This window comes from Gorillibacterium sp. sgz306347 (assembly GCF_059735245.1).
In genome coordinates this window covers 77,011-88,670 of sequence record NZ_JCAPET010000023.1, presented here as the reverse complement: position 1 = coordinate 88,670, position 11,660 = coordinate 77,011, and the positions used below count along the sequence as shown (strand labels likewise).

Genomic DNA, 11,660 nt, shown 5'->3' with positions numbered 1-11,660 from the left:
TTCATTTTCTGTGGTGCCCGCCAGGGCATGGGTGGCTAACGGTTGAAGGCGAGCTTATTTGTTTGAAAAAGTACGGAACCCTCACCCTTTTAATCAAATAAGCTCTGTGGCAACCGTTACATTTTGCAAAGCCTCGTTTTAGGCAAAATAAGCTCACTGGCAACCGTTAGAATTATCCGACGCCCCCCTCGTGCTGCCTACCGTCTCATCCGGCGGATTAACACAAAATTTCTTGGGCTTGCTGCATCTCTTGCCTCCCTTTTCCTCGATCGCGTGTACATAGAAAACACTGGCCTGCAACCTGACCAAATTCTCCTTCTTTATGCAAGCAGCATCCGCTAACCTGTCGCCAGGCAACCTTGAAGCCTAAATAAACATATGCAAAAAAGGCTTCAAAACCTCTCAAGGGTTTCGAAGCCTTTTTTCATTACGTCCGGCTGAGCCGTTACCCATCTGCTGTCCGCTGCTTTAATGGTCACGGTTCATCAAATAATCCGCCAGCTCCAGAAGCCGCCCCGGCTGGGGAAAGCCCGCTTCGGCGACGGCCCGCTTGCCGGATTCGGTCAGTTCCTTGACCATTCGGGCGGATTCTTCGAGGCCGAGCAGATAAGGATACGTCACTTTTTTCTGCTTTTCGTCGCTCTTTAAGGGCTTGCCCAGCTTGGCTTCCTCTCCGGTAAGGTCGAGAATGTCGTCCTGGATTTGAAACGCCAGGCCGATGGAATACCCGAAATGCTCCAGCGCGGCCAGCTGGGCTTCGGTGGCCCCGGCCGTCCGGGCGCCCGCCTTGAGCGAACAAACAATCATGTCGCCGGTTTTGTGCGTATGGATCGCCTGAAGCTCGTCCACGGACGTGATGCCCTGCTCGCCCAGCAAATCGGCGGCCTGCCCGCCGACCATCCCGCCCGGTCCGGCGTAAACCGAAAGGTCTTCCAGAATCGCGGCGCATGCCCCGGCATCCAGACCAACGGTCCGCCGTGCGGAGGCGATCAAATAAAAGGCATGCGTCAGCAGCCCGTCCCCGGCAAGAATCGCCATCGCTTCCCCGTAGACCTTGTGATTGGTCGGCTTGCCGCGCCGGAAATCGTCATTGTCCATCGCGGGCAGATCGTCATGAATCAGGGAATACGTATGAACCAGTTCAACCGCGCAGGCTGCCGGCAGCGCCTTATCGGCGTCGCCCCCGAGAGCCTCTGCGGCGGCCAGCGCCAGAACCGGGCGCATCCGCTTGCCGCCTGCCAGGAGCGAATAAAGCATGGCTTCGCGAAGCTCGGCGGGCATAATCCATTCCGCCGGAATCGAACGGGCCAGCTCCGCTTCCACTTTCGCGGCGCGGTCTTTCAGGTACTCTTCAAACGTTACGGTTACATCCGCCATATATAAGGCCCTCGTTTCTGCCGCCTATTCAAAACTTCCGCCTCGGACGGAAATCAGAGCGCTTCTCCTTCGGGAGCGAACGGCTTCTTGACCGGTTCGCCGTTTTCCTCTACGAGCATTTCGATTTTCCGTTCCACCTGCTCCAGCTTGCGGTTGCATATCTGGGACAGAGACATGCCTTCCTGAAAAAGCTCAATGGCTCGCTCCAGAGGCACGTCGCCGTTCTCCAGCTGACTTACGATTCCTTCCAGGCGCTCCAGCGCCCCTTCAAACGTCAACGTTTCCTTTTCCTCGCTCATTCCCCTGCACCTCCGCCCGTTGGATTATTGCCGTCCGCCTCGCCGCTTTGCTCGATGGACCAGACATGGGCGGTCAGCTTGCCGTCCGTTAATCTGACCTTGACCAGATCGCCGGGCTGAACGCCGTTTATTGTATTCAGCAGCTTCTTTTCCTGCTCGTCGTAAACCAGGCTGTAGCCGCGCGACATCACCTTAAGCGGACTGAGCGCATCAAGCTGCCGGACCTGCGACTGCCAGCGGCTTATGCTCTCCCGAAGCGCCGTACGCATCGCATGGGCAAGCCGCTCGCCGGCCGCCGCCGTGCGGCGTCTCGCATAAAGTGCCTGTTCCTTCGGGTTGAACCGGCCGACGGCCTGCTCCAGCCGCATTTGCCTGCGTCTCGCATCCGAGAGGCGGGCCTTCATGCGGTAGACCAGCTGTTCCTTCAACCGGTCGTGGCGTTCGAGCGGCTGCCGCAGCAGACGCCTCGGATCGGTCATGACCGGGGAACCGGCCGCTTTCTTCAACCGCTCCCGACCGCGCTCCAGACGGAGCAGCAGCGCCCGCTGCAGCCCCGATGACATGACCGTCACCTGCTGCTTCAGTTCCAGGTAATGCGGCACGGCCAGCTCGGCGGCCGCTGTAGGGGTTGCGGCCCGAATGTCGGCGACAAAATCGCAGATCGTAAAATCCGTCTCGTGCCCGACGGCCGAGATGACGGGAATCTGAGAAGCGTGCACCGCCCGGGCGACGATCTCTTCGTTAAAGGCCCAGAGCTCCTCAAGCGACCCGCCCCCGCGTCCGACGATCAGCACATCCGCCTCGCCAAACCGGTTCATGGCTGCAATCGCACGTGCGACGGACGCCGCCGCATTCGTCCCCTGCACCAATACCGGGTACAAAAGAATATGCACCGAGGGAAAACGCCGTTTGAGCGTAATCATGATGTCGCGAACCGCTGCGCCGGTGGGCGATGTGATGACGCCGACCGTCCGGGGAAACCGGGGCAGCGGTTTTTTAATGTGGGGAGCGAACAGCCCCTCCTCCTCCAGCTTCCGCTTGAGCTGCTCGAAAGCAAGGTAAAGGCTGCCGATGCCGTCCGGCTGCATCTGGTTCACATAGAACTGATATTGGCCGTCCCGTTCAAAAACGGAGATGCTTCCGCGCGCCAATACCTTGGCCCCTTCTTTGGGCACGAACGGCAGCCGCTGGTTGTAGGAGGAAAACATAATGCTTTTCAGCCGGCTTTCGGCATCCTTGAGCGTAAAATACATATGGCCGCTGGAATGATGCGTGAAATTGGAAATTTCCCCGCGCACCCAGATGTTCTGGATCAGGGGTTCGTTTTCCAGCATGCGCTTGATCAGCCGGTTCAGCTCTTTGATCGACAGGATGCGGTCGTCATCCTGCCGGATGGATTCAAAGCGCGGAGCCATGGGACTCCGCCTGCCGCGCGGCTTCCAGCGTGTTCTTCAGCAGCATGGTGATGGTCATGGGGCCGACGCAGCCGGGAACGGGCGTCAGATAGCCGGCAGTTTGCTCCACATCGGCAAAATCCACATCCCCGCACAGCTTGCCGTACTCGTCCCGGTTCATGCCGACATCGATCACAACCGCACCCGGTTTGACATACTCGCTTGTCACCATCTTTGCCCTTCCGACGGCGGCGATCAGAATATCCGCCGTTTTCGCGACCGCAGGCAAGTCCTCCGTACGGGAGTGGCAAACCGTAACCGTCGCGTTTTCCCGCAAAAGCAGCATCGCCATCGGTTTGCCGACGATGTTGCTGCGGCCGATGACAACGGCGTTCTTGCCGGCCATGGGAATGTTAAGGTATTTCAGGATTTCAATCACGCCTGCAGGCGTGCAGGGCAGAAGCGACGGTTTGCCGATCATCAAATTGCCGACGTTGACCGGATGGAAGCAGTCGACATCCTTGTGAACGGCGATCGCGTCGATTACGTGATCCTCGTTGATGTGAGCGGGCAGCGGCAGCTGCACCAAAATCCCGTTGATCTTGTCATCCTTGTTTAACGTATCAATCAGCGTCAAAAGCTCGGCTTCCTTTGTTTCGGCCGGAAGCCGGTGCACCTCGGAATAGATCCCTACTTCCTCGCAGGACTTGGCTTTGTTGCGGACGTAGACGGCCGATGCCGGATCTTCGCCGACCAAAATGACTGCCAGACCGGGAGTGCGGCCCTGTTCGGCCAACTGCCGGACTTCACGCTTGATGGTTTCGCGGATGGAGCCTACAATTTCCTTGCCGTTGATGATCTGTGCCGTCATTCGATCCAAACCCTCCTTATAAACTCGCGGTATATTTGGCTTTAAGCGGTTCGACCTCTCCGATCATTTTGCCGAGTACGCCGTTTACGAACTTCCCGGACTCTTCCGTTCCGAAATGCTTGGCCAGCTCGATCGCTTCGTTCACGACGACCTTGGGCGGAACGTCATTCCGGTAAATCATTTCATAGGCGGCCAGCCGCAGCACTTCGCGGTCGATTTTGGACAACCGGTCCATTTTCCAGCCCTTTAAATAGTCCGTCAGCATTTCATCAATCGCAGGCAAACGGGATGCGGTCCCTTCTACGAGCTCCTGAATGAATTCGACCGCGATGTGCTCGCCTTCAACCTGCAGCCCGGCCTCATTGTCATGCTCCGCTTCCGTTATGGCCGCGACGATCGCATCATGCGGCGTAACATCGTTCATTTGCATCTGATACAAGCATTGGATCGCAATTTCCCGTGCGACTCTTCGTTTCATTCGTCTTCCCCCTGGAAGAGTATTTTGTAAAACATCCCCATTCCGTCCAAGTCATACCGGCCAGAGGGTGGGCGGCCCGGACAAGCCGGGACCGCAACAAAAAAGGCCAGCCCGGAGACTGTCCCTTCTACGGATTCATCTGAACATTCTCCACCGTTCCGTCAACCACTGCCTCAGCTCGCCGAATCCCAGCAGGGGTTCGCGCCGATCCAGTTTCCTTCCCACATAATACCCGATAAAAACAAGGAAAGCAAAGATCAGCATGTCCCAGAACCCGGAAATGAGATACACCAGGCCGAGCACAAAGCCGCAGGCGGCTCCGGCGATCTTGCCGCGGTGCCGCTCCCAAAGGTCAAGCCACATGAAGGAATCTCACTCCTATTCCACTCTGCTTTTGAACGTGTGGGGGTTTTGCACGACGTTTGCCACGAAGACGGAAACCTGCGCCACCGGAATGCCGGTGATGTCCTCGATGTGGTTCTTCACGCCCGCCTGAATCTCTTCGGTAATCGCCGGAATCGACGTTTCCCCGTCCACCACGCTTCTCAGCTCGATGGCAAGCCCGGCATTGTCCACGCGAATCCGCGCTTTCAGGTCACGGACGCCGCGCGAGCGGGATGCCGCCTTGAGCGCCAGGTTTTCAATCGTGTCGAGCGAAATGCGCACGTCGCCGTATTCCGTCCGCTGGTCAATCGACGGAACGTTCGGGCTGGCGGTGCGGACGGATATGTACAGCACCCGGACAGCGACAATCAAGAGCAGGCAGCAGACCGCGATGACCACGGCGGCGACGGTTTTGTCGGAATAAACGTCGTACAGAAAAGTTTGCCCCTGTTCCTGCGTAATGGCTCCAAAAGAAAAAAGCAGTGCGACGACCAGGGCGGCGATGATTGCCAAGCTGAACAAGAACAGCAGAAAACGGTCAATAATTTTGGCCACGGCTGTAGGTCCCTCCTGAACTAAAGGACCCCCCGCGTCAGAGCCGGGAGGCTCTATACGGGAGGGGTTCAATCTGCGTCTTTGCGGATCCCGGCTTCGGGACGTTACTTCACCCGGTTTACGGGAGCGTCGTCCTCCTGGATCTTATCCTGTCCTTTAAACTGGACATCGTGAATGTGGACGTTGACTTCCACCACATCGAGGCCGGTCATCGATTCGATCGCCCGCTTTACATTGTCCTGGATTTTCCCCGCTACCTCGGGGATTTTAAATCCATATTCGATGACGATGGAAACGTCAACGGCGGCTTCCTTTTGGCCTACTTCGACTTTCACGCCTTTGGCGAGGTTTTTCCGGCCGAGAAGCTCGGCTACGCCGCTGGCAAATCCGCCGCTCATGCCGGCCACGCCTTCTACTTCCACCGCGGCCAATCCGGCAATGACCTCAATCACTTCGGGAGCGATCTGGATGTTGCCCATTTCCGTTTTTTCGTAATCGGGAACAATCGTGCTCATATTCTCATAACCTCCAGGAAAACGTGCAAACTGGGCCGTGCTTGGGGCAAGGCAAAGTTTGTCTTATTATTATAGTATAGCATTTCGGCCCAATTATGACAAACGGCAAACCTACGAATTGGGGTCGTTCACATCGTGTTCTTCAAGGAATTTGATATCGAAGTCGCCGGACAGAAAGCGCTTGTGCTCCAGCAGCTTGAGATGAAACGGAATTGTGGTCGCCACGCCGTCCACGGCAAATTCCGTGAGCGCCCGTTTCATCCGGGCGATGGCTTCCTCCCGCGTGCTTCCCCACACGATCAGCTTGGCGATCATCGAGTCGTAGTGGGGCGGAATCGTATACCCCTGATAAGCCGCGCTGTCCACCCGGACGCCGAGCCCGCCCGGCGGCAGGTAAAATTGAATTGTCCCCGGGGAAGGCATGAAATTGCGGAACGGGTCTTCCGCGTTGATCCGGCATTCGATCGACCAGCCGTTCCAGCGGATATCTTCCTGCGTGAAAGAAAGAGGCTCTCCTTCGGCGATGCGGATCATTTCCTTGATCAGATCAACGCCCGTGACGAGCTCCGTAACGGGATGCTCGACCTGGATGCGGGTGTTCATTTCCATAAAATAAAACTTGCCGTCCGGTCCGAGCAGGAATTCCAGCGTTCCGGCACCGGAGTAGTTGACGGCTTTTGCCGCGCGGACGGCCGCTTCGCCCATGTCGCGGCGAAGCTCCGGCGTAAGCGTTGTGCAGGGCGCTTCCTCGATCAGCTTCTGCCGACGCCGCTGGACCGAGCAGTCCCGCTCGCCCAAATGCACCGCGTTGCCGTGCTTGTCCGCGATGATTTGGATCTCGACGTGCTTCATTCCCGTCAGGTATTTCTCCAAATAGACGCCGGCATTGCCAAACGCCTTCTCGGCCTCCTGCCGCGCGGTTGTAATCTGCTGGACGAGCGCCTCTTCGTCCTCGGCGATGCGGATGCCTCTTCCCCCGCCGCCTGCGGTCGCCTTGATGATGACCGGATAGCCGATTTCTTTGGCGATGCGCACCGCCTCGTCCAGGTCTTCGATAAGGCCGTCCGAGCCGGGAATGACCGGCACGTCCGCCTCTTTCATCGTCCGCTTCGCCTCGGATTTATCCCCCATGCGGGTGATCGCATCGGGCGAAGGACCGATAAAGGAAATGCCGCAGCGCGAGCAGATTTCGGCGAAGTCCGCGTTCTCCGACAGGAAGCCGTAGCCCGGATGAATGGCGTCGGTTTCCGTAAGCGTCGCCACGCTCATGATATTGGTCAGGTTCAGGTAGCTGTCTTTCGAGGCAACGGGTCCGATGCAGTACGCTTCATCCGCGAGCCGCACATGCAGGGCGTCGCGGTCCGCCTCGGAATAAACGGCGACCGTGTAGATCCCCATTTCCCGGCAGGCGCGAATGATGCGCACGGCAATTTCGCCGCGGTTCGCAACCAAAATTTTCTGGAATTTCATTGAATGTCCCCCCGGCGGTTACTGCGCTTTCACGAGAAACAGCGGCTGCCCGTATTCGACGAGCTGACCGTTGTCCACCAGCACTTCCACAATTTCACCCTTGACTTCCGCTTCGATCTCGTTCATCAGCTTCATTGCTTCGATGATGCAGACGACCGACTTCTCATTCACTTTGCTGCCCGGGCCTACGAACGGAGAAGCATCCGGCGACGGAGCTTCGTAAAACGTGCCGACCATAGGCGAAACAATCGTATGTAAGGCTGCGGAGGGGAGGTTGTCCGATACGACGGATACGGTCGCTTCCACATCGGTCCGTACGGGCTCCTGTACGGGCGCGGCGGGAGGAGCGGCGTATACCGCCGCCGCCTGAGGGGAAGCCACGACAACGGACTCGGTCCGGCCAGGCTTGCGGATAAACAAGCGGCTGTTCTCGTTCTGAATCTCCAGCTCCTGGAGAGATGATTGATCGACAAGTTTGATCAGTTCTTTGATCTCGCTTAGCTTGAACACGGAATCTTCACTCCTTTGGATGGTTCGGTCGCCCGGGCCGCTTCCTCAAGAAAGGGCCGCAAGGCCAAACGAAAGACCCGTCCGGCCATACTGCCCGGCCATGAGAATAAAGCGCTGCCGGACCGTTGCTGCGGGCGGGGCCTGATTGGATAAAAAGCAGGAACGGCGCGGTTTCCGCAGTTCTCTCATCCCTGTGAGCCGGCGTTCGGCCGCTCCAAGCGACGAATGTATTATACCACAAACAAGGGAAAGGGAAAGAGCCCGGCATAGCCGGGCCCGCGGGCGGCGGAGTTTCCTTATTCGGCTTTGTACTGCACGGATACCTTATCCGGCCCTACCCCAAGCTCCGAAGTGACCAGATCGACGATGCTGACGGCCTGGCTTTTTTCCAGTTTTTCCGCCTGCACGACGACCTTCCATTTGCCGTTGTCCTGCAGCAGCACCGCCTGCTCGAACCCGTCGTTCAATAGCTGCTCTTCAATCCGGGTCTGCCGGGCCTGCTGGTCCTCCAGCTTGTAGTAGTCGTCCCAGGCTTTCGTTTGCGCCGCGACGTCCTGTTTGGCATCGGCCATCACGTTGGAGAGATCATCCATCTTCTTGTGAAGCTCTTCTTCTTGAGCGATCTGCTCATCGGTAAAATAACTCCCCTGCTCCTGTCCTTGGCTTTCCAGCTGCTTCAGAATATCCGCGTCGGACAACGCTTTGCCCCCGCTTTGGTCTGCGGCTTCGCCGCCGCCGGCCGCCGCATCGCCCGTTTGGGCATCCGCCGCCTTCCCGCTGGTCGTTTCCGCCGCTTCGTCACTGTTCGCCGCCGCATCGCCCGGCTCCGCACCGCCCGGGAGAGAATCCGTCAGCCCCGGGTCCGCGGCGCCTTCCGCTTCCGAGCCGCCCGCCGCTGCGTCCGCCGCCGAACCGGACTCTTGAATGTCCACCTGCACCTGTTCGGTTTGCGCGGGGTCAGCGGCTTCGTTCAGCTTCCCGACATCCTCCGTAAAAAGATAGTACGCTGACAAGACCACCATGAGGCTGAGCATGGACACCAGCCATATCGTTTGCCGCTTGGAATTCATCGATGATTCCCTCCTTCATATTTTACCGCCCTGGGGCGGGTCCTGCTTTTACCGCTTGCTGGGCAGAATCGACACGCGGCCCGGATTGACGTCGAGCCCGCGCTCGACGGCCTCCTGGAGCAGCCTTTTTACGGTGGGGTTCTCCGCGCCTACCGCCACCACGACGACCCCCCGGATCTTCGGCTTGATGTATTTCACCACAACGGGCGACTGGTCGCCCGAAACCTGATACAGCACCACTTCTCCGCTGCTGGACACGTCCGTGATGTTCCGGGTGGCTCCGGCTTTGTCCTTCTCGGCCGTTTCCTGCCGGGTCTGCTTCATCGCTTTTTCGACAACCATTTCCTCCGTGGATTCAATCGTCACCAGCACCTGCACTTCGCCGACGCCGACGATCTTTTCCAGCAGGTCCTTGAGCTGGGCGGCATAAGCATGCTCATAATCGGCAAAAGGCGTTTTGCTTCCGGCGGTTCCGCCCAAAACCGGCTGCGCCTCCCCTCCCGACGGGGCGGGCGAGGCCCGCCCCGAACCGGTCGTGTCCACTTCCCGCACCGTCATCTGGGACAGCACCATCACCAGTACGCCCGCCAGCGCCAGCATCACCAGCCAGAACACCAGCTTGGGGCGCTTCTCGCCTTTGGCGCCGCCCGCCAGCCAGTTTTCCAGGCGTTTGCTCCAGTTTCCCATTCCGGTTCACCTCCTCACTCACCGTTCCTCCACTCGCAGCCGTACCACGCTCACTACAGCCGGATCGATTTGCCATTGGTCGCGCAGGTAAGCCGCAATACCGGCGGTTTCAGCCGCCTCTTCGGCTTCCCCCTCCGCGTTAACCGGCGCATCGCCGGCACCCCCGCTTCCGCCCCGGTTAGTTGACCCGGCTTCTCCAACCGGAGCCACCGGCTTCATCGGCTCGATCATCGCCACCTCTTTCACCGGCTCAACCGGGCGGAAGCCGGTTCCTCCGGACGCCGTGCCGTCCGCCTCGACGGGGGCTAGCACAACCTCCACGCTTTCAACCGTCAGCGCCTGCTCCCGGTCCGTACCCGTCTTCACGCGAACCGAGGAAACCGGTTGGCCGAACCGGCTTTCCACTCCGGCGCGGACGGACTCGGCCAGCCGTTCCTCCGTCAGCCGCCGGGCGTCGGCTTCATTGGCCGCCTTGATCCGCTCCCCCTCCTGCAGGATGCTTTGCAAGGAGGCGTCGCGGCTGCCGGCCGGGCCGGCGTTTGCCGAAGCTCCGCCGCCCCCCGCGGCCTGCCCGATGCCCCGCATGATCCGGTCCATGTCCCAATTCATCCGGAACAGATGCAGCACCGGTGACAAAAGAAGCATCAGAATGAACAGCCCGATCACCGTTTTGACGTATCGCTGCATGGTTTTGGAGGGCAGCAGAAGATCCGCAAAGGAAGCGATCAGAATGACCACAATGATCTGCTTCAGCCATCCGCTAAGCCATTCCACGCCGCAGCCTCCTCAGTTCATCATGAGCGAGGCGTTGCCCGCCGCGATCATGATCGTAATCGACAGAAAGAACATCAGCCCGACGGCGGCCAGCGCGGCGAAGACGAACATCATGTTTTTTCCGATGGTCTGCAGGCAGGAGATGATCGGACTGTCGCCCATGGGCTGAATAACCGCCGCCGAAAGCTGGTAAATGAACGCCATCGCAAAGATTTTCAGTGCCGGAAAAGCGCAGATGAGGATCAGGGCGATGACGCCCGCCAGGCCGACGGTATTCTTCACCAGAGCCGACGCCCCGAGAACGGTGCCGGAGGCCTCCGTAAACATCCGGCCGACCACCGGAATAAAATTGCCGGCGATGTATTTGGCCGTTTTGATCGCGAGCCCGTCCGTGACGGCGCTGGTCGAGCCCTGCACCGAGATGACGCCGAGGAACACCGTAACCGAAAGACCGAGCAGCCCGACCCCGACATTGCGCAAAAGCTTGGCCAGCTGCGTTACCTTGAACCGCTCGCTGAGCGAGCTGACGATGCTGAGCAAAGTGGACAGAAACAAGAGCGGAAAGACAACCGCATAAATCAGCCCGCTGACCGCGTGAATCATGAAAATAAAGAACGGATGCAGCACCGACACCGAAACGACGTTTCCGGCCGAGGCAAGCAGGGACAGAAGAAGCGGAACAATCGCCAGCATAAAATGGACCATGTTTCCGATAGCCGCCTTTGCGTAGCCGATGCAAAGGTTGAAGCTGTTGACGGCCAGCACGATAAGCACCAGGTAGCAAACCGCGTAAGCCACCTTGCTCACCGCCTGCTTTTCAAAAGCGGATTGCATCGTTTCCAGGATCATCGCGAGCACCGCGAGAGCCGAGATGGCGGCCAGAATCTTGCCGCCCTCGATGACTTCATGAAAGAGAAAGCGCAGGAGGCCGCCCAGGGCGGATTTCAGGCTGAAGCCCCCGTCCGCGATCATTTCCTGAAACGAGGGCAGGCGGTTTTCCGGAAAATAGCCCCCGTATTCCTCGGACAACCGGTTCCAATACGTCTCGACGTCGTCCGTGGGAAGCCGGGCCGCCTGCTCCCGGACCGAAGGGGGGACGGCTTTTCCGGCCGTTTCCGTCTGCCCGGCCGCCGGAGCGGCCTCACGGTCCGGCTCCGCCCCGTACGCGCGCCCGCTCAGAAAGACCAGCAGCATCAGCATCAGCGCCAACGCCGGCTTCCAGCGCACGCCGCCGCGCATCCATTCCGAATCCGTCACCCCGCTTCCCCCTTTGGCC

The 11,660-nt window shown here is 59.0% G+C and carries 14 protein-coding genes; all 14 read right to left on the bottom strand.

The features are described from left to right. Positions 1-468: 468 nt before the first annotated feature. Complete coding sequence (locus tag AC6I6H_RS13870) at positions 469-1,377, bottom strand: polyprenyl synthetase family protein (RefSeq protein WP_497954451.1); 909 nt, start codon at positions 1,375-1,377, stop codon at positions 469-471. A gap of 53 nt (positions 1,378-1,430) precedes the next feature. Next, on the bottom strand, positions 1,431-1,676 hold the full coding sequence (xseB, locus tag AC6I6H_RS13865; protein WP_497954450.1) for an exodeoxyribonuclease VII small subunit: 246 nt from the start codon (positions 1,674-1,676) through the stop codon (positions 1,431-1,433). Continuing rightward, positions 1,673-3,091 carry an exodeoxyribonuclease VII large subunit gene (xseA, locus tag AC6I6H_RS13860; protein ID WP_497954449.1) on the bottom strand — a complete coding sequence of 473 codons (1,419 nt, stop codon included), beginning with the start codon at positions 3,089-3,091 and terminating at the stop codon, positions 1,673-1,675. The genes xseB and xseA overlap by 4 nt, the downstream gene beginning before the upstream one ends. Next, complete coding sequence (folD, locus tag AC6I6H_RS13855; RefSeq protein ID WP_497954448.1) at positions 3,075-3,941, bottom strand: bifunctional methylenetetrahydrofolate dehydrogenase/methenyltetrahydrofolate cyclohydrolase FolD; 867 nt, start codon at positions 3,939-3,941, stop codon at positions 3,075-3,077. The genes xseA and folD overlap by 17 nt, the downstream gene beginning before the upstream one ends. Before the next feature lie 16 nt (positions 3,942-3,957). Continuing rightward, a complete protein-coding gene (nusB, locus tag AC6I6H_RS13850) occupies positions 3,958-4,419 on the bottom strand; it encodes a transcription antitermination factor NusB (protein WP_497954447.1) in 462 nt (153 codons plus the stop codon). Positions 4,420-4,554: 135 nt separating this feature from the next. After that, positions 4,555-4,782, bottom strand: a complete 228-nt coding sequence (locus AC6I6H_RS13845) for a DUF2273 domain-containing protein (RefSeq protein ID WP_497954446.1) — start codon at positions 4,780-4,782, stop codon at positions 4,555-4,557. A gap of 15 nt (positions 4,783-4,797) precedes the next feature. Then, positions 4,798-5,358: an alkaline shock response membrane anchor protein AmaP gene (gene amaP / locus AC6I6H_RS13840; RefSeq protein ID WP_497954445.1), complete on the bottom strand. Its 561-nt coding sequence runs from the start codon at positions 5,356-5,358 to the stop codon at positions 4,798-4,800. Between the two features lie 104 nt (positions 5,359-5,462). Next, positions 5,463-5,873 (bottom strand): Asp23/Gls24 family envelope stress response protein, encoded by a 411-nt coding sequence (locus AC6I6H_RS13835; RefSeq protein WP_497954444.1) that lies wholly within the window; start codon positions 5,871-5,873, stop codon positions 5,463-5,465. Between the two features lie 111 nt (positions 5,874-5,984). Next, positions 5,985-7,343, bottom strand: coding sequence for an acetyl-CoA carboxylase biotin carboxylase subunit (accC, locus tag AC6I6H_RS13830; RefSeq protein ID WP_497954443.1), 1,359 nt, complete (start codon positions 7,341-7,343; stop codon positions 5,985-5,987). Between the two features lie 18 nt (positions 7,344-7,361). Then, positions 7,362-7,853, bottom strand: coding sequence for an acetyl-CoA carboxylase biotin carboxyl carrier protein (gene accB, locus AC6I6H_RS13825; RefSeq protein WP_497954442.1), 492 nt, complete (start codon positions 7,851-7,853; stop codon positions 7,362-7,364). A gap of 296 nt (positions 7,854-8,149) precedes the next feature. Next, positions 8,150-8,923, bottom strand: coding sequence for a SpoIIIAH-like family protein (locus AC6I6H_RS13820; RefSeq protein ID WP_497954441.1), 774 nt, complete (start codon positions 8,921-8,923; stop codon positions 8,150-8,152). A gap of 48 nt (positions 8,924-8,971) precedes the next feature. Further along, positions 8,972-9,610 (bottom strand): stage III sporulation protein AG, encoded by a 639-nt coding sequence (gene spoIIIAG, locus AC6I6H_RS13815; RefSeq protein WP_497954440.1) that lies wholly within the window; start codon positions 9,608-9,610, stop codon positions 8,972-8,974. 18 nt (positions 9,611-9,628) lie between these two features. After that, entirely contained in the window at positions 9,629-10,384 is a 756-nt protein-coding gene (gene spoIIIAF, locus AC6I6H_RS13810) for a stage III sporulation protein AF (RefSeq protein ID WP_497954439.1), read from the bottom strand. Between the two features lie 12 nt (positions 10,385-10,396). Beyond that, the gene (spoIIIAE, locus tag AC6I6H_RS13805) at positions 10,397-11,623 is read right to left on the bottom strand and encodes a stage III sporulation protein AE (RefSeq protein WP_497954457.1); all 1,227 of its coding nucleotides are present in this window, start codon (positions 11,621-11,623) and stop codon (positions 10,397-10,399) included. Positions 11,624-11,660: the final 37 nt, after the last annotated feature.